Annotated in this window: 15 protein-coding genes; 8 read left to right on the top strand and 7 right to left on the bottom strand. The window is 66.2% G+C overall.

Annotation, left to right across the window (positions count from 1 at the left end):
• Positions 1–73 precede the first annotated feature (73 nt).
• From PRtIB026_RS24800 to gatC, 6 genes are all read right to left on the bottom strand, one after another.
• Positions 74–460 carry a carboxymuconolactone decarboxylase family protein gene (locus PRtIB026_RS24800; RefSeq protein ID WP_203650788.1) on the bottom strand — a complete coding sequence of 129 codons (387 nt, stop codon included), beginning with the start codon at positions 458–460 and terminating at the stop codon, positions 74–76.
• Positions 461–470: 10 nt separating this feature from the next.
• A complete protein-coding gene (locus PRtIB026_RS24795; RefSeq protein ID WP_203652595.1) occupies positions 471–1,514 on the bottom strand; it encodes a calcium/sodium antiporter in 1,044 nt (347 codons plus the stop codon).
• A gap of 61 nt (positions 1,515–1,575) precedes the next feature.
• On the bottom strand, positions 1,576–1,950 hold the full coding sequence (locus PRtIB026_RS24790; RefSeq protein ID WP_052896239.1) for a septal ring lytic transglycosylase RlpA family protein: 375 nt from the start codon (positions 1,948–1,950) through the stop codon (positions 1,576–1,578).
• A 113-nt stretch (positions 1,951–2,063) separates the two neighbouring features.
• Positions 2,064–3,509, bottom strand: coding sequence for an Asp-tRNA(Asn)/Glu-tRNA(Gln) amidotransferase subunit GatB (gene gatB, locus PRtIB026_RS24785; RefSeq protein ID WP_110735697.1), 1,446 nt, complete (start codon positions 3,507–3,509; stop codon positions 2,064–2,066).
• Positions 3,510–3,520: 11 nt separating this feature from the next.
• Entirely contained in the window at positions 3,521–4,972 is a 1,452-nt protein-coding gene (gene gatA, locus PRtIB026_RS24780; protein WP_203650796.1) for an Asp-tRNA(Asn)/Glu-tRNA(Gln) amidotransferase subunit GatA, read from the bottom strand.
• A gap of 15 nt (positions 4,973–4,987) precedes the next feature.
• The gene (gatC, locus tag PRtIB026_RS24775) at positions 4,988–5,275 is read right to left on the bottom strand and encodes an Asp-tRNA(Asn)/Glu-tRNA(Gln) amidotransferase subunit GatC (protein ID WP_028689639.1); all 288 of its coding nucleotides are present in this window, start codon (positions 5,273–5,275) and stop codon (positions 4,988–4,990) included.
• A 203-nt stretch (positions 5,276–5,478) separates the two neighbouring features.
• Between gatC and mreB the strand changes: the two genes are divergently transcribed.
• The 8 genes from mreB to tldD all read left to right on the top strand — a co-directional run bounded on the left by mreB (position 5,479) and on the right by tldD (position 16,569).
• The gene (gene mreB / locus PRtIB026_RS24770) at positions 5,479–6,516 is read left to right on the top strand and encodes a rod shape-determining protein MreB (RefSeq protein WP_003255163.1); all 1,038 of its coding nucleotides are present in this window, start codon (positions 5,479–5,481) and stop codon (positions 6,514–6,516) included.
• A 221-nt stretch (positions 6,517–6,737) separates the two neighbouring features.
• Complete coding sequence (mreC, locus tag PRtIB026_RS24765; protein ID WP_232855993.1) at positions 6,738–7,706, top strand: rod shape-determining protein MreC; 969 nt, start codon at positions 6,738–6,740, stop codon at positions 7,704–7,706.
• Positions 7,706–8,194 (top strand): rod shape-determining protein MreD, encoded by a 489-nt coding sequence (gene mreD, locus PRtIB026_RS24760; RefSeq protein ID WP_028689641.1) that lies wholly within the window; start codon positions 7,706–7,708, stop codon positions 8,192–8,194. The genes mreC and mreD overlap by 1 nt, the downstream gene beginning before the upstream one ends.
• A 32-nt stretch (positions 8,195–8,226) precedes the next feature.
• Positions 8,227–8,826 (top strand): Maf family protein, encoded by a 600-nt coding sequence (locus tag PRtIB026_RS24755; protein WP_028689642.1) that lies wholly within the window; start codon positions 8,227–8,229, stop codon positions 8,824–8,826.
• Positions 8,827–8,907: 81 nt separating this feature from the next.
• Complete coding sequence (gene rng / locus PRtIB026_RS24750; protein WP_050704083.1) at positions 8,908–10,365, top strand: ribonuclease G; 1,458 nt, start codon at positions 8,908–8,910, stop codon at positions 10,363–10,365.
• 82 nt (positions 10,366–10,447) lie between these two features.
• Positions 10,448–14,263 carry a YhdP family protein gene (locus tag PRtIB026_RS24745; RefSeq protein WP_203650798.1) on the top strand — a complete coding sequence of 1,272 codons (3,816 nt, stop codon included), beginning with the start codon at positions 10,448–10,450 and terminating at the stop codon, positions 14,261–14,263.
• Between the two features lie 12 nt (positions 14,264–14,275).
• Entirely contained in the window at positions 14,276–15,127 is an 852-nt protein-coding gene (locus PRtIB026_RS24740; protein ID WP_203650800.1) for a carbon-nitrogen hydrolase family protein, read from the top strand.
• Between the two features lie 2 nt (positions 15,128–15,129).
• Positions 15,130–16,569: a metalloprotease TldD gene (gene tldD / locus PRtIB026_RS24735; RefSeq protein ID WP_203650808.1), complete on the top strand. Its 1,440-nt coding sequence runs from the start codon at positions 15,130–15,132 to the stop codon at positions 16,567–16,569.
• Positions 16,570–16,691: 122 nt separating this feature from the next.
• Here tldD and yjgA read toward each other — a convergent pair whose 3' ends face one another.
• Positions 16,692–17,213: a ribosome biogenesis factor YjgA gene (yjgA, locus tag PRtIB026_RS24730; protein WP_110735683.1), complete on the bottom strand. Its 522-nt coding sequence runs from the start codon at positions 17,211–17,213 to the stop codon at positions 16,692–16,694.
• Between the last annotated feature and the right edge of the window lie 34 nt (positions 17,214–17,247).

The following is a 17,247-nucleotide window of genomic DNA, read 5'->3' as shown; positions in this document are numbered from 1 at the left end:
TATGGATCACCCACATGGGTTACACAGTAGTTCACCCACATAGGTAACAGTCCCGAGGCCAGGGCACCCGCCCTTAATCGCTAGAACTCGCCTGATAACTATCAATGACTTCCTGCGCCGCCCGAAACGCATCGATCGCCGCCGGCACCCCGGCATACACCGCGCAATGCAGCAGCGCCTCGCGGATCTCCTCAACGCTGCAACCGTTGTTAAGCGCCCCGCGTACGTGCCCCTTGAGCTCCTGCGGGCACTTGAGCGCGGTCAGGGTGGCCAGGGTGATCAGGCTGCGGGTCTTCAGCGGCAGCCCGTCACGGGCCCAGACACTCCCCCAGGCATGTTCGTTGACGAAGTCCTGCAGCGGTTGGGTGAACGCGGTCGCGTTGCCCAGGGCGCGATCGACGAAGGCATCGCCCATCACCTGGCGACGAATGCTTTCGCCGGTCTGTTTCGTGTCAGCCATGTTGTTTTCCTTAGTGTTGGCGGCGCCAGGCGCGGGCCGTGGTGTACAGCAGCGCGACCCCGAGCACGGGCATCACATAGAACAGCATCAATCGCTCAAGGCGTCCGGCCAGCGGCATCCCGGTGGTGAAGGCCACCACGTGCAGGCCGTAGGCCAGGTACAGGCACAGGAACACCAGGCCTTCGGCGCGGGTGACCCGGTAGCCGGAATAGAACACCGGCAGGCACAGGGCGGCGACGCCGAGCATCACCGGCAGGTCGAAGTCCAGGGCGTTGGGTGAGATCGACAAGGGATCGGGGGTGATCACTGCAGTGAACCCCAGCACTGCCAGCAGGTTGAACAGGTTGCTGCCGATCACCGTGCCCACGGCGATCTCCCGTTCACCACGCAGGGCCGCGATCAGTGCGGCGGCAAGCTCCGGGAGCGAGGTACACACGGCAACAACGGTCAGTCCGATGATGCGCTCGGACAGGCCCAGGTCGGTGGCCACCTCGACCACGGCCTCTAGCAGCAGGTGGCCGGCCAGGCTCAAGAGGCCCAGGCCCACGACAATCTGCAGTACTGTCCTGCTCCAGAACCGCAGCGGGCTGGCATGCGTGGTGCTCGGCGCGGGGTAGGTACGGGCGTAGTGGCGCGACTGATGCCAGAGCATGGCCAGGTAGCCCAGCAGGCCAAGCAGCAGCAGGGCGCCTTCCAGGCGCCCGAGTTGGCCGTTGAGCGCGAGCAGGTACACCAGGGCGCTGGCCAGGATCATCAGTGGGATGTCCAGGCGCACCAGCTGGCGCGACACGCGCAGCGGAATGATCAGTGCCGCCAGGCCGAGGATCACCAGCACGTTGAAGATATTGCTGCCCACGACACTGCCCACCGCCACATCCGGCGCGCCCTGGTAGGCGGCCTGCAGGCTCACGGTCAGCTGTGGCGCGGTACTGCCGAAAGCCACCAGGCTCAGGCCGATGATCAGTGGGCGCACATGCAGGCGGCCGGCCAGGCGCAGGGCGGCGCGCACCAGCAGTTCGGCGCCGATGATCAGCAGCATGAGGCCCAGGCCCAGTTGCAGCAGGCTGAAGGCGGGGAGGGTGGCCAGGTCGAAAATGGCGAGGGCTCCAGTCAGGTCAATCGCTCAGACCTTGTACCCGGACTCGCGCGGTTCCGCTACGGAGCATGCCGATTTTTTCTGCGGCGGCCCGTGACAGGTCGATCAGTCGGCCACGGGTATGCGGGCCACGGTCGTTGATGCGCACCACGACGCTGCGCTGGTTGGACAGGTTGGTGACCAGTACCCGGCTGCCGAAAGGCAGGCTGCGGTGGGCGGCGGTGAGGCCGTGCTGGTTGAAGGGTTCGCCGCTGGCGGTGCGTTTGCCGTGGTGGCGGGCGCCGTAGTAGGAGGCGGTGCCGGTCTGGTCGTAGCCGCGCGGGTCGATGTCATGGCTGGCGCAGCCGGCCAGGAGGGAGAAGAGGGTCAGGGTGGTGAGGGAACGCTTGATCAAGTCGAATGCTCCGATTCAGGCACTGGGACCGCTACGCGGTCCTTTCGCGGCACAAGGCCGCTCCTACAGGTGCAGCGTGAACCTGTAGGAGCGGGCTTGCCCCGCGATCGGGATCATCCTTCGAGCTTGGCCTTGAGCAATTGGTTCACTTGCCCCGGGTTGGCCTTGCCTTTGGACGCCTTCATCGCCTGGCCGACGAAGAAGCCGAACATCTTGCCGCGCTTGGCCTCGTCGGCGGCGCGGTACTGTTCGACCTGTTCGGCGTTGGCGGCGAGCATCTCGTCGAGCATCTTGTCGATCGCGCCGGTGTCGGTGACCTGCTTGAGGCCGCGGCTGGAGATGATGCCGTCGGCATCGCCTTCACCGGCGGCCATGGCTTCGAACACGGTCTTGGCGATCTTGCCGCTGATGGTGTTGTCGCGAATGCGCAGCAGCATGCCGCCGAGGTGCTCGGCGCTGACCGGCGACTGGTCGATCTCGACACCCAGCTTGTTCAGCAGGCTGCCCAGCTCGACCATGACCCAGTTGGCGGCCAGCTTGGCGTCGCCGCCGATCTTCACCACCTGCTCGAAGTAGTCGGCCTGCTCGCGGCTGGAGGCCAGCACGTTGGCGTCGTAGGCCGACAGGCCGTACTGGCTCTGGAAGCGCTCGACCTTCTGCGGCGGCAGCTCTGGCAGGGCGGCGCGCACGCTGTCGAGGAAGCTCGGTTCGATGACCACCGGCAGCAGGTCGGGGTCGGGGAAGTAACGGTAGTCGTTGGCTTCCTCCTTGCTGCGCATGGAGCGGGTCTCGTCCTTGTTCGGGTCGTACAGGCGGGTTTCCTGCACCACCTTGCCGCCGTCCTCGATCAGGTCGATCTGGCGCTGGATCTCGCTGTTGATCGCCCGCTCGATGAAGCGGAACGAGTTGACGTTCTTGATCTCGCAGCGGGTGCCGAACTCGGTCTGGCCCTTCGGGCGGATCGAGACGTTGCAGTCGCAGCGCAGCGAACCTTCGGCCATGTTGCCGTCGCAGATGCCCAGGTAGCGCACCAGGGCGTGGATGGCCTTGACGTAGGCCACCGCCTCTTTGGCGCTGCGCATGTCCGGCTCGGAGACGATCTCCAGCAGCGGCGTGCCGGCGCGGTTCAGGTCGATGCCGGTGGCGCCGTTGAAGTCTTCGTGCAGGCTCTTGCCGGCATCCTCTTCAAGGTGCGCGCGGGTCACGCCGATGCGCTTGATGGTGCCGTCTTCCAGGGCGATGTCCAGGTGGCCCTTGCCGACGATCGGCAGGTCCATCTGGCTGATCTGGTAGCCCTTGGGCAGGTCGGGGTAGAAGTAGTTCTTGCGCGCGAATACGTTGCGCGGCCCGATTTCGGCATCGATCGCCAGGCCGAACATGCACGCCATGCGCACGGCTTCCTGGTTGAGCACCGGCAGCACGCCGGGCATGCCCAGGTCGACCAGGCTGGCCTGGGTGTTCGGCTCGGAGCCGAAGGTGGTGGCGCTGCCGGAGAAGATCTTCGACTGGGTGGCGAGCTGGGTATGAATCTCCAGCCCGATCACAACTTCCCATTGCATGTGTGAACTCCTCAGAAGCCGTTGGGGGCGCGGGTGTGCCAGTCGGTGACTTGCTGGTAACGGTGCGCGATGTTGAGCAGGCGGCCTTCCTGGAAGTACGGGGCCAGCAGTTGCACGCCCACCGGCAGGCCGTCGACGAAGCCGGCCGGCATCGACAGGCCTGGCAGGCCCGCCAGGTTGGCGGTGATGGTGTACAGGTCTTCAAGGTACTCGGCGACCGGATCGCCGGCCTTGGCGCCGATCTTCCAGGCCGGGTTCGGCGTGGTCGGGCCGATGATCACGTCGACCTCGGCGAAGGCGGCCATGAAGTCGTTCTTGATCAGGCGGCGGATCTGCTGCGCCTTGACGTAGTAGGCGTCGTAGTAGCCGGCCGACAGGGCGTAGGTGCCGACCATGATGCGGCGCTGCACTTCGGCACCGAAGCCTTCGCCACGGGAACGCTTGTACAGGTCGGTGAGGTCCTTGGGATCCTCGCAACGGTAGCCGAAGCGCACGCCGTCGAAACGCGACAGGTTGGAGGAAGCCTCCGCCGGGGCGATCACGTAGTACGCCGGGATGGCGTGCTGCATGTTCGGCAGGCTGATTTCCTTGACCACCGCGCCGAGCTTTTCCAGCTCCTTGACGCTGGCCTGGACCAGGTCGGCGATGCGCGGGTCGAGGCCGGCGCCGAAGTATTCCTTCGGCAGGCCGATGCGCAGGCCTTGCAGCGAGGCGTTGAGGTTGGCGCTGAAGTCCGGCACCGGCTCGTCGACCGAGGTCGAGTCCTTGGCGTCGAAGCCGGCCATGCCTTGCAGCAGCAGGGCGCAGTCCTCGGCGGTGCGGGCCAGCGGGCCGCCCTGGTCGAGGCTCGAGGCGTAGGCGATCATGCCCCAGCGCGACACGCGGCCGTAGGTCGGCTTGAGGCCGGTGAGGTTGGTCAGCGCCGCCGGCTGGCGGATCGAGCCGCCGGTGTCGGTGCCGGTGGTGACCGGCAGCAGGCGCGCGGCCACGGCGGCGGCCGAACCGCCGGACGAGCCGCCCGGCACGTGCTCGAGGTTCCACGGGTTCTTCACCGCGCCGTAGTGGCTGGACTCGTTGGCCGAGCCCATGGCGAACTCGTCCATGTTGGTCTTGCCCAGGCTGACCATGCCGGCCTCGGCGAGCTTGGCGACCACGGTGGCGTCATACGGGGCGGTGAAGTTGTCGAGCATCTTCGAGCCGCAGCTGGTGCGTACGCCGTTGGTGCAGAACAGGTCCTTGTGCGCGATCGGCGCGCCCAGCAGCGCGCCGGTCTCGCCGGCGGCGCGACGGGCGTCGGCGGCGCGCGCCTGCTCCAGGGCCTGGGTTTCGGTGACGGTGATGAAGCTGTTGAGCTGCGGGTCGAGCTGCTTGATGCGCGACAGCAGGGCGCCGGTCAGTTCTTGCGAGGAGAACGACTTGTCGGCGAGGCCACGGGCGATCTCGGCCAGAGTGAGTTGATGCATGGCAGGCGCTATCCCTTAATCGATGACTTTCGGAACCAGGTACAGACCGTTCTCGGTCGACGGGGCGACGGCCTGGTAGCGGTCGCGCTGGTTGCTTTCGGTGACCTGGTCGGGACGCAGGCGCTGGGTGGTCTCCAGCGGGTGGGCGAGGGGTTCCACGCCGGTGGTGTCGACGGCTTGCATCTGGTCGACCAGCCCTAGAATACTGTTCAAGGCATCGGTGGTGCGTGGCAATTCGCCTTCATTCAGGCCCAGGCGGGCCAGATGGGCGATCTTTTCCACGTCGGAGCGTTGAAGCGCCATGGGGATCTCCAGGAAAACGACAGACGGAATGAGTCCGCAAATGAGGAACATGCTGGGATTCTGGCGGTCAAAGGGCCGCGATCATCGGCAGGCATGCTCGGAAAAACAGCCAATTTAACATATTGGCTCCTTGCCCAAAATCCCTGCCATTGTTAGAGTTTGCCGCACTTTTTTACCCACGCTTTCCCCAGGGTCACTTTCCCATGTTCAAGAAACTGCGTGGCATGTTTTCCAGCGATCTGTCCATCGACCTGGGTACTGCCAACACCCTTATTTACGTGCGTGAGCGCGGTATCGTCCTGAATGAGCCCTCGGTGGTTGCCATCCGCACCCACGGCAACCAGAAAAGCGTCGTCGCAGTCGGTACCGAAGCCAAGCGCATGCTGGGCCGTACGCCTGGCAACATCGCGGCCATTCGCCCGATGAAAGATGGCGTGATCGCCGACTTCAGCGTTTGTGAAAAAATGTTGCAGTACTTCATCAACAAGGTGCACGAAAACAGCTTCCTGCAGCCCAGCCCTCGCGTGCTGATCTGCGTGCCGTGCAAGTCGACCCAGGTCGAGCGCCGTGCCATCCGTGAGTCGGCCCTTGGTGCCGGTGCCCGCGAAGTATTTCTGATCGAAGAACCAATGGCCGCCGCCATCGGTGCCGGCCTGCCGGTTGAAGAAGCCCGCGGCTCGATGGTCGTCGACATCGGTGGCGGTACCACCGAAATCGCCCTGATCTCGCTCAACGGCGTGGTCTACGCCGAGTCCGTTCGCGTCGGCGGCGACCGCTTCGACGAAGCCATCGTCACCTACGTGCGCCGCAACTACGGCAGCCTGATCGGCGAGTCCACCGCCGAGCGCATCAAGCAGGAAATCGGTACCGCCTACCCGGGCGGCGAAGTGCGCGAAGTCGACGTCCGTGGCCGCAACCTGGCCGAAGGCGTGCCGCGTGCCTTCACCCTGAACTCCAACGAAGTGCTCGAAGCGCTGCAGGAATCCCTGGCGACCATCGTCCAGGCGGTCAAGAGCGCCCTGGAGCAGTCGCCGCCCGAGCTGGCCTCGGACATCGCCGAGCGCGGCCTGGTGCTGACCGGCGGTGGCGCGCTGCTGCGCGACCTCGACAAGCTGCTGGCCCAGGAAACCGGTCTGCCGGTGATCGTCGCCGAAGACCCGCTGACCTGTGTCGCCCGCGGCGGTGGTCGTGCGCTGGAGATGATGGACAAGCACGCCATGGACCTGCTCTCCAGCGAGTGATCGCTGTGCAGTAGCATCCTCAGGTTTACAGGTGGCACGCACAGTGCTACCTGTATGCGCTGTGCTGGCGCCCGCCCGGGCGCCGTTTCCGTCAACCCGCAGCAGGCCGGTGCATTGCCCCATGTCCCATGACCTCCTGAGTCGTCCACGAGGAACGGCCCATTAAACCGCTTTTCTCCAAGGGCCCCTCGCTGGGCGTTCGCCTGCTCGTGCTGGTAGTGATGTCGGTCGCGCTGATGGTGGTCGATTCGCGCTTCGACCTGCTCAAGCCGGTGCGCAGCCAGATGGGCCTGGTGCTGATGGAATCCTACTGGATCACCGACCTGCCGCAGCGCATGTGGCAAGGTGTGGCCGGCCAGTTCGGCAGCCGCACCGAGCTGATCGCCGAGAACGAGAAACTCAAGACCGAGGCCCTGCTGCTGCAGGGGCGCCTGCAGAAGCTGGCGGCCCTGACCGAGCAGAACGTGCGCCTGCGCGAGTTGCTCAACTCCTCGGCGCTGGTCAACGAGAAGGTCGAGGTCGCCGAGCTGATCGGTGTCGACCCCAACCCCTTCACCCACCGCATCCTGATCAACAAGGGCGAGCGCGACGGCGTGTTCCTCGGCCAGCCGGTACTCGATGCCCGTGGCCTGATGGGCCAGGTGGTCGAGCTGATGCCGTACACCTCGCGGGTGCTGCTGCTCACCGACACCACCCACAGCATTCCGGTGCAGGTCAACCGCAACGGCCTGCGCGCCATCGCCAGCGGCACCGGCAACCCGGAGCGCCTCGAACTGCGCCATGTGGCCGACACCGCCGACATCAAGGAAGGCGACCTGCTGGTCAGCTCCGGCATGGGCCAGCGTTTCCCGGCCGGTTACCCGGTGGCCACGGTCAATGAAGTGATCCACGACTCCGGCCAGCCGTTCGCCATCGTCCGTGCCATTCCGACCGCCGCGCTCAACCGCAGCCGCTACATGCTGCTGGTGTTCAGCGACCGGCGCACGCCGGAAGAGCGCGCCACCGAGGCGGCGATCGCCCAGGAAGAGGCCGACCGCCAGGGCGCCGGCCACACTCCGCCGGCGGCCACGCCCGCACCGGCCCATGCCGCGCAGCCTGCGCCTGGCACCGCTCCTGCGGCTGCGCCTACGACGACCAGCCCGGCGCCGGTCCAACCGGCTGCCGCGCCCGCTCAACCCCGGAGACAATAATGGCCAGCACCCGTAGCAGAAACGGCTGGGCCATCTGGCTGACGTTCGCCATCGGCCTGTTGCTCAGCGTCTCGCCCATGCCGCAGTTCATGGAAGTGTTCCGGCCCATGTGGCTGGCCCTGCTGCTGGCCTTCTGGACCCTCGCCGTGCCCGGCAAGGTCGGCATGACCACGGCATTCCTGCTCGGCCTGGCCGAGGATGTGCTGTACGGTACCTTGCTTGGCCAGAATGCCCTGATTCTCACCCTGATCACCTTCCTGGTGCTGTCGTTGCAGCAGCGCCTGCGCATGTTCCCCATGTGGCAGCAGAGCCTGGTGATCCTGGTGATCTTCGGCATCGCCCAGTTGATCCAGCTGTGGCTAAGCGCGCTCACCGGCAATCGCCTGCCGACCCTGGCCCTGGTCTGGTCGGCGGTGATCAGCGCCTTGCTCTGGCCCTGGGTCAGCTTCGCCCTGCGCGGCCTGCGCGTTCGCCTGCACATTCACTGACGACCCGCCGCCACTGACAGGGAGATGTCCATATGACTCAGCTGTACCTGGCCTCCGGTTCGCCGCGCCGGCGTGAACTGCTGACCCAGATCGGCGTGCCGTTCACCGTTGTCAGCGCACCCATCGATGAAACCCCGCTGCCGGGTGAAGCCCCGGCGGCCTATGTCGAACGTCTGGCCCAGGCCAAGGCCGTGGCGGGCTTCGCCCACACCGACGGCGCCGGAGTGGTACTGGGCGCCGACACCACCGTGGTGCTCGATGGCCAGATCCTCGGCAAACCGGAGAACCGCGAGCAGGCGCTGGCCATGCTTGGCGACCTGTCCAAGCGCGAGCACCAGGTGCTCACCGCCGTCGCGCTGACCGACGGCCAGCGCAGCATCAGCCGCTGCGTCAGCACCACCGTGCGTTTTCGCACCATCTCCTTCGAGGAAGCGCTGCGCTACTGGGACAGCGGCGAACCGGTCGACAAGGCCGGCGGCTATGCCATCCAGGGCCTGGGCGCGGTGTTCGTCAGCGCTATCGAGGGCAGCTACTCGGCGGTGGTCGGTCTACCTTTGAGCGAGACCGCCGAACTGCTCGAGCAGTTCGCCATCCCCTGTTGGCAACAGCAAGAGGACACGACACCGCGCTAGGGCCTTTACATTTCGTATAGTGCCTAGCCAGCCATCCCGCAGCGATCCATCATTACCCGAGACCTTTGACGAGAGCCTGCCATGAGTGAAGAGATCCTGATCAACATCACCCCGATGGAGTCACGCGTGGCGGTGGTGGAGAACGGCGTCCTGCAGGAGGTGCACGTTGAGCGCACCCAACGCCGTGGCATCGTCGGCAATATCTACAAGGGCAAGGTGGTGCGGGTCCTGCCGGGCATGCAGGCGGCATTCGTCGACATCGGCCTGGAGCGGGCGGCGTTCATCCACGCCTCGGAGATCTCCCAGCGCGAAGGTTCGGCGGTGGAGAACATCACCGCGCTGGTGCACGAAGGCCAGGCGCTGGTGGTGCAGGTCACCAAGGACCCCATCGGCAGCAAGGGCGCGCGCCTGACCACCCAGCTGTCGATTCCGTCGCGCTACCTGGTGTACATGCCGCGCAGCAGCCATGTCGGCATTTCCCTGAAGATCGAGGAAGAAGCCGAGCGTGAGCGCCTCAAGCAGGTGGTCACCGACTGCATGGCCCAGGAAGACATGAAGGACGCCGGCGGATTCATCCTGCGCACCGCCGCCGAGGGCGCCCGTGCCGAGGACATCCTTCAGGACATTCGCTACCTGCGCCGCCTGTGGGAGCAGATCGGCTCGCAGATCAAGACCTGCGGGGCGCCGGTGGTCATCTACGAGGACCTTGGCCTGGCCCTGCGCACCTTGCGCGACCTGGTCAACCCCAAGATCGAGAAGATCCGCATCGACTCGCGGGAAACCTTCCAGAAGACCACGCAGTTCGTTGCCGAGCTGATGCCGGAGATCGCCGATCGCCTGGAGCATTACCCTGGCGAGCGGCCGATCTTCGACCTGTATGGCGTGGAAGACGAGATCCAGCGCGCCCTCGAGCGCAAGGTGCCGCTCAAGTCCGGCGGCTACCTGGTGGTCGACCCGGCCGAGGCGATGACCACCATCGACGTCAACACCGGGGCGTTCGTCGGCCATCGCAACCTCGAGGAGACCATCTTCAAGACCAACCTCGAGGCCGCCACCGCTATTGCCCGGCAACTGCGCCTGCGCAACATCGGCGGGATCATCATCATTGACTTCATCGACATGGAAGACGAGGAGCACCAGCGCCAGGTCCTGCGTACCCTGGAGAAGCAGCTCGAACGTGACCATGCCAAGACCAACATCATCGGCATCACCGAGCTGGGCCTGGTGCAGATGACCCGCAAGCGCACCCGCGAAAGCCTTGAGCAGGTACTGTGCGAACCCTGCGCGGCGTGCCAGGGGCGCGGCAAGCTGAAGACCCCCGAGACGATCTGTTACGAAATTTTCCGCGAGATCCTGCGCGAGGCCCGTGCCTACCAGGCCGAGGGCTATCGGGTACTGGCCAACCAGAAGGTGGTGGACCGCCTGCTCGATGAAGAGTCGGGCAACGTCGCCGAACTGGAGACGTTCATCGGGCGAACCATCCGCTTCCAGGTGGAGTCCATGTACTCCCAGGAACAATACGATGTGGTGCTGCTCTGACCCGCGCTAATGGCGGTCGCCCCATGGACGGGCTGGCAAAGCGCTATTCACCGGCCATAGTTAAGGGACGACTTGGAGGGCCATGGCCATGGAACGTCTGACCCGCGTTCTGGGCGCCTTGACCCGCTGGGGGCTGGGAATCTGCGCCCTGCTGGCGGTGCTGGTGGCGCTGTATGTCAGCCTCGGTCGGCAACTGGTACCCCTGGTCGCCGAATACCGAGCCGACGCCGAACTCAAGGCCGAACAGGCCTTGGGCATGCCCGTGCACGTCGGTGCCCTGGAGGGGCGCTGGAGTGGCCTGGCGCCGGTGTTGCGCGTACGCGACTTGCAGCTGGGCGAAGGCAAGGCGGCCTTGCGCCTGGACGACGTCAAGCTGGTGCCCGACCTGTGGGCCAGCCTCAAGGCCCGCGAAGTGCGCCTGGCGCGCATCCAGCTCAGCGGGCTGCAACTGATCCTGCGCGAGAGCGAGCAGGGCGCCTGGACCCTCGAAGGCCTGCCGCAGAAGGATGATGCGCCGCTCGATCCGGCCGATGCGCTCAAGCGCCTGCGCCAACTGGGGCGGATCGATGTGTTCGACAGCCAGGTCACCCTGCATCCCTGGCAGCGTGATCCGCTGACCCTCACCTATGTCAGCCTGGGATTGCAGGCCGGCGCGTCGCGCCAGAGCGTCGACCTGCGCGCCACGCTGCCCGATGGCCAGCCCCTGGCCCTGAGCCTGAACAGCCGCGCCACCGCCAAGGCCTGGCGCGACGGTCGCGTGCAGGCCTACCTGAGCCTGCCGCAAAGCGATTGGGCGCGCTGGCTGCCGCCGCGGCTGCTGGGCCAGTGGCAGGCCGACACCCTGCGCGCCGGTGGCGAGTTCTGGATCGACTGGAACAAGGGGCAGTTGCAGCAGGCGATGGTTCGCCTCAACGCCCCGCAGCTCAAGGGTGCCTACACCGGACGCAAGGCCATCACCCTGGACAACCTGGCCCTGTCGGCCTGGTTCCAGCGCCAGGACCAAGGTTTCGACGTCGTTGTCGACTCCCTGGGCATGAGCCTTGGCAAGACCCGTTGGGAGTCCCATCTGCAACTGGCACAGCGCCCTGGTCAGAGCCCGGCCGAGGAAAGCTGGCAGGTGCAGGCCGATCGCCTCGACCTGACCCCGCTGACTCCGGTGATCGACGCCTTGGCGCCGTTGCCGGACAAGCTGATGACGGTGGTCGACGCGCTCAAGGTGACCGGCGCCCTGCGCAACGTACGCCTGGATATCCGCCCCAAGGCCGAGGGCGACCAGCGCCTGCAGTTTGCCGCCAACCTGGAGAAAGTCGGCTTCGACGCCTATCACGGGGCGCCGGCCGCCGGCAACGTCAGCGGCGCCATCAGCGGTGACCTCGGGCACGGCGAGCTGCGCCTGGATACCCAGGCCTTCATGCTGCATCTGTATCCGATCTTCGGCAAACCCTGGCATTACCCGAAAGCCAACGCACGGCTGACCTGGACCCTGGACAAGGAAGCCTTCACCCTGGTCGCCCCTTATATCAAGGTGCTGGGCGACGAGGGCAAGATCGCCGCGGACTTCCTCATCCGCATCCACCTGCAACCGGGCCACGAAGACTACATGGACCTGCGCGTAGGCCTTACCGAGGGCGACGGTCGCTACACCGCCAAATACCTGCCCGAGGTGCTCAGCCCGGCCCTGGACGAATGGCTGCGCAGTGCCATCGTCAAGGGCAATGTCGACGAGGGCTACTTCCAGTACCAGGGCTCGCTGCATCACAACGCGCCGCCCCATGCCCGCGATATCAGCCTGTTCTTCAAGGTCCACGACGCCGCGCTGGATTTCCAGCCGGGCTGGCCGCAGGTGCAGCAGGTCGACGGCAATGTCTACATCGAGGACACCGGCGTGCGCATCCAGGCCCGCAAAGGGCTGCTGCTGGATACCCAGGTCAGCGATGTCAGCGTCAACATTCCCCATGTCGAGGGCGATCAGCACAGCCACCTGTTCCTCGATGGCGACTTCGACGGCAGCCTCGGCGATGGCCTGAAGATCCTCAAGGAAGCGCCCATCGGTACGGGCGAGATCTTCGCCGGTTGGGAAGGTGAAGGCCCGCTTGAGGGCAAGGTCAAGCTCGATATACCCCTGGCCCATGGGCAGCGGCCCAAGGTGCTGGTGGACTTCGCGACCCGCGACGCGACCCTGAAAGTGGCGCCGCCCAGCCTGGAACTGACCCAGCTCAAAGGCGACTTCACCTTCGATTTCGACAAAGGGCTGAGCGGCAAGGACATCAGCCTGCACGCCTTCGGCAAGCCGGTGACCGCGCAGATCACCGCCGAAGGGCAGGGTGGGCAGATTCAGACCCGCATCAACGCCAATGGCCAGGTCGGCCTCAAGGCCCTGACCGACTGGTTGCAGTACCAGCAACCGCTGCCGGCCTCCGGTGAGCTGCCCTATCAGTTGCAGGTGACACTCGGCAGTCGCGACAACCGCTTGAGCGTCAGTTCTTCGCTCAAAGGATTGGCCATCGACTTGCCGGCGCCTTTCGGCAAGGCTGCCGGGGAAACCCGCGACAGTCGTTTCGGCCTGACCCTGCAAGGCCCCGAGCGGCGCATCGATGCCAGCTACACAGACCTTGCCCGCTTCGCCTACGCCGCGCCGGCCGACAAGCTGGCCCAGGGGCGTGGCGAGCTGCTGTTGGGCACGGGCGAAGCCAGCCTCCCAAGCGGCCAGGGCCTGCGCGTGCGTGGCCGGCTCGAGGCCTTGGACCTGGCACCCTGGCAGCAGCAGATGGAGCGCTTGGCCGGCAAGGATCCGGGTGGCAGCGCCCGGCAGAACCTGCAGAGCGTGGACCTGAGCATCGGCCAGCTCAAGGCCTTCGGCATGGACCTCAACCAGGCGGTGATCCGCCTGATGCGCGGCGGCCCGGCCTGGGACCTGCGCCTGGACAGCCAGGAAATCATCGGCAACGCCCGTATTCCCGATGCCAAGGCCACGCCCATGACCGTCCGCCTGCAGAGCCTGCGCCTGCCGCCGGCCGACCCGGATGAAGCCCAGGACGAGAACGCGCCGGACCCATTGGTCGGGGTCGACCCGCGCAAGGTGCCGCCGCTGGACCTGACCATCGACAAGCTGTACCGCGGCGACGACCTGTTCGGCAGTGTCAACCTGAAACTGCGCCAGACCGCCAAAGGCATGGCCATGAGCGATGTCGACCTGGACCTCAAGGGGCTGCACATTGATGGCAGCGGTGGCTGGGAAGGCGAGCCGGGCAGCAGTTCGAGCTGGTACAAGGGGCGGCTGGACGGCAAGAACCTGGGCGATGTGCTCAAGGCCTGGGGCTTCGCGCCCACCGTCACCAGCCGCGACTTCCGCATGGACGTGGACGGCCGCTGGCCGGGTTCGCCAGCCTGGGTCAGCCTCAACCGTTATTCCGGCAGCCTCGACGCGGCCCTGCGCAGCGGCCAGTTCGTCGAGGTCGAGGGCAGCGCCCAGGCCTTGCGGGTGTTCGGGCTGCTCAACTTCAACTCCATCGGCCGGCGCCTGCGCCTGGACTTCTCCGACCTGTTCAGCAAGGGCCTGGCCTATGACCGGGTCAAGGGCCTGCTGGTGGCCAGCGAAGGGGTCTACGTGACCCGTGAGCCGATCACCGTCACCGGGCCGTCGAGCAACTTCGAGCTCGACGGCACCATGGACTTCGTTCGTGACCGGGTCGATGCCAAGCTGCTGGTGACGCTGCCGGTGACCAACAACCTGCCGCTGGCCGCGCTGATCGTCGGCGCGCCGGCGATCGGCGGCGCGTTGTTCCTGGTCGACCGCCTGATCGGTGACCGGGTCGCGCGTTTCGCCAGTGTGCACTATCGCGTCGAAGGTCCGGTCAAAGAGCCTAAAATCACCTTTGTGAAACCTTTCGACAAATAACCCGGGGTGGTCATGACGTCAGCTGTGATCCAGATGGTCAGCCAGGACGATGTGCTGGCCAACCTGCAACGTGCCACGGCACTGCTCGAACAGGCCGCCGCCGGTGGCGCGCGCCTGGCGGTGCTGCCGGAGAACTTCGCCGCCATGGGCCGACGCGATGCCGCGGCCATCGGTCGGGCCGAGGCGCTGGGCGAGGGGCCAATCCTGCCCTGGTTGAAACGCACTGCCCGCGACCTCAGGTTATGGATAGTCGCGGGTACCTTGCCGCTGCCGCCGGTCGGCCAGCCGCATGCCAAGGCCCACGCCTGCTCGTTGCTGGTCGATGAGCACGGCGAGATCGCCGCCCGCTACGACAAGCTGCACCTGTTCGATGTGGACGTGGCCGACAACCGTGGCCGCTACCGCGAGTCGGACGACTACGCCCACGGCAGCCAGGTGGTGGTGGCTGACACACCCGTTGGCCGCCTGGGCCTGTCGGTGTGCTACGACCTGCGCTTCCCCGAGCTGTACAGCGCCTTGCGCGCCGCCGGGGCCGAGCTGATCAGCGCGCCGGCGGCGTTCACCGCGGTGACCGGAGCGGCGCATTGGGAAGTACTGATTCGCGCACGGGCCATCGAGACCCAGTGCTATGTATTGGCGGCCGCCCAGGGCGGCGTGCATCCAGGGCCGCGGGAAACCCACGGCCAGGCGGCGATCGTCGATCCCTGGGGGCGGATCGTCGCGCAACAGGCGCGGGGCGAAGCGGTATTGCTCGCCACGCGCGACAGTGAAGAACAGGCGTCCATCCGGGCGCGCATGCCGGTGGTCACGCACCGGCGCTTTTTCTCGCAGGACGCCTTGCGGCCTGCGCACACCTCGGAGTGACTATGAGCGAGATTTTATCCACCGTCAGCGAGCAGCTCCTGGCCCCGGGCGGTCTGACCCTCGAAAGCCTGCAGACGGTGCTGGGCGAGCTGGCCGGCCCCGGCATCGATGCCGCCGACCTGTATTTCCAGGGTCAGATCTCGGAAACCTGGGCGCTGGAGGACGGCATCGTCAAAGAGGGCAGCTTCAACCTCGACCAGGGCGTGGGCGTGCGCGCCCAGTCCGGCGAGAAGACCGGCTTCGCCTACAGCAATGCGATCAACCTCGAAGCCCTGACCTCGGCGGCCCGCGCCGCCCGCTCGATTTCCCGCGCCGGGCAGGACGGCAAGGTGCAGGCGTTCCGCAGCCAGGATGTGACCGCCCTGTACGCGTCTTATAACCCCCTGGATGTGCTGAGCCGCGCCGAGAAGGTCGACCTGCTCAAGCGCGTCGATGCCGCCACCCGCGCCCTCGATCCGCGCATCCAGCAGGTCAGCGTAAGCATGGCCGGGGTCTGGGAGCGGATCCTGGTCGCCGCCGCCGATGGCAGCCTGGCCGCCGATGTGCGTCCGCTGGTGCGTTTCAATGTCAGCGTGATCGTCGAGCAGAATGGTCGTCGCGAGCGTGGCGGGCAGGGCGGTGGTGGGCGTACCGACTACCGCTTCTTCACCGAGGAGCGGGTGATGGGCTATGCCCGCGAGGCGCTGCGCCAGGCCTTGGTCAACCTCGAGGCTATTCCGGCACCTGCTGGCACGCTGCCGGTGGTGCTTGGCCCGGGCTGGTCCGGCGTGCTGCTGCACGAGGCGGTCGGTCACGGCCTGGAGGGCGACTTCAACCGCAAGGGCAGTTCGGCGTTCAGCGGGCGTATCGGCGAGAAAGTGGCCTCGAGCCTGTGCACCATCGTCGACGACGGGACCCTGGAGGGCCGCCGCGGCTCGCTCAGCATCGACGACGAAGGCACCCCGACCGAGTGCACCACACTGATCGAGAACGGCATCCTCAAGGGCTACATGCAGGACAAGCTCAACGCCCGCCTGATGGGCATGGCGGTCACCGGCAACGGCCGGCGTGAATCCTACGCTCACCTGCCGATGCCGCGCATGACCAACACCTACATGCGTGCCGGCGACAGCGACCCCGAGGAAATCATCCGCTCGGTGAAGAAGGGCATCTACTGCGCCAACCTCGGTGGTGGCCAGGTGGACATCACCAGCGGCAAGTTCGTGTTCTCCACCAGCGAGGCCTACCTGATCGAGGACGGCAAGATCACCGCGCCAGTGAAGGGCGCGACCTTGATCGGCAATGGTCCGGAGGCGATGCGGGGTGTGTCGATGGTCGGCAATGACCTGGCGCTGGACAGCGGCGTGGGCACGTGCGGGAAGGATGGGCAGTCGGTGCCGGTAGGCGTTGGCCAGCCGACCCTGAAGCTGGATGCGATTACCGTGGGCGGTACAGGGGCTTGATGCCGGCAGGGACCGCTTTGCGGTCCTTTCGCGGCGCAAGGCCGCTCCTACAGGTGTGCGCGTTCCCTGTAGGAGCGGCCTTGTGCCGCGATGGGCTGCGTAGCAGCCCCAGGATGTCGGGTTTAACGCAGACCGCGCTGGACCTCGTCGAGGTCGCGGATGTACTTGAACACTTTACGCGCAGCCGCAGGCGGCTTGTTCCGCGCCTTCTCGTGCTGGGCATGACGGATCAGCGAGCGCAGGTGCTGGCGATCGGTGTCGGGAAACTCGTTGACGAAGCGTTCGAGGTCCTCGTCGTTACCGTCGATCAGGCGGTCGCGCCAGCGCTCGAGGCCGTGGAAGCGCTCGTTGTACTGGCGGCTGGAGCTGTCGATCTGATCGAGCACGGCATGAATGGCGTCCAGGTCCTGGTCGCGCATCAGCTTGCCGACGAACGACATGTGGCGTTTGCGGGCACCGTGTGCAACGTGCTTGCAGGCCTCGGCCAGCGCCTTGCGCAGCTCGTCGGTCAACGGCAGGCGGGCCAGGGTGTCGGCCTTGAGGGTGGTGAGGCGCTCACCGAGCTCGACCAGCGCATGCAGCTCGCGCTTGATCTGGGTTTTGCTTTTTTCGCCATCGAAGGCGTCGTCGTAAGAATCAACCATGGGGGCAGTCCGCAGGAAATCGCCGCCATGATAA

The organism is Pseudomonas sp. RtIB026, from assembly GCF_016861355.2.
GTDB lineage: Bacteria > Pseudomonadota > Gammaproteobacteria > Pseudomonadales > Pseudomonadaceae > Aquipseudomonas > Aquipseudomonas peradeniyensis.
This window is presented reverse-complemented; position numbering and strand designations above follow the sequence as displayed.

What these genes read in the sequence shown, in the direction of transcription:
- PRtIB026_RS24800 (WP_203650788.1), bottom strand. Translation starts at nt 460, where the DNA reads ATGGCTGACACGAAACAGACCGGCGAAAGCATTCGTCGCCAGGTGATG.
- gatB (WP_110735697.1), bottom strand. Translation starts at nt 3,509, where the DNA reads ATGCAATGGGAAGTTGTGATCGGGCTGGAGATTCATACCCAGCTCGCC.
- gatA (WP_203650796.1), bottom strand. Translation starts at nt 4,972, where the DNA reads ATGCATCAACTCACTCTGGCCGAGATCGCCCGTGGCCTCGCCGACAAG.
- gatC (WP_028689639.1), bottom strand. Translation starts at nt 5,275, where the DNA reads ATGGCGCTTCAACGCTCCGACGTGGAAAAGATCGCCCATCTGGCCCGC.
- mreB (WP_003255163.1), top strand. Translation starts at nt 5,479, where the DNA reads ATGTTCAAGAAACTGCGTGGCATGTTTTCCAGCGATCTGTCCATCGAC.
- mreC (WP_232855993.1), top strand. Translation starts at nt 6,738, where the DNA reads ATGTCGGTCGCGCTGATGGTGGTCGATTCGCGCTTCGACCTGCTCAAG.
- mreD (WP_028689641.1), top strand. Translation starts at nt 7,706, where the DNA reads ATGGCCAGCACCCGTAGCAGAAACGGCTGGGCCATCTGGCTGACGTTC.
- PRtIB026_RS24755 (WP_028689642.1), top strand. Translation starts at nt 8,227, where the DNA reads ATGACTCAGCTGTACCTGGCCTCCGGTTCGCCGCGCCGGCGTGAACTG.
- rng (WP_050704083.1), top strand. Translation starts at nt 8,908, where the DNA reads ATGAGTGAAGAGATCCTGATCAACATCACCCCGATGGAGTCACGCGTG.
- PRtIB026_RS24745 (WP_203650798.1), top strand. Translation starts at nt 10,448, where the DNA reads ATGGCCATGGAACGTCTGACCCGCGTTCTGGGCGCCTTGACCCGCTGG.
- PRtIB026_RS24740 (WP_203650800.1), top strand. Translation starts at nt 14,276, where the DNA reads ATGACGTCAGCTGTGATCCAGATGGTCAGCCAGGACGATGTGCTGGCC.
- tldD (WP_203650808.1), top strand. Translation starts at nt 15,130, where the DNA reads ATGAGCGAGATTTTATCCACCGTCAGCGAGCAGCTCCTGGCCCCGGGC.
- yjgA (WP_110735683.1), bottom strand. Translation starts at nt 17,213, where the DNA reads ATGGTTGATTCTTACGACGACGCCTTCGATGGCGAAAAAAGCAAAACC.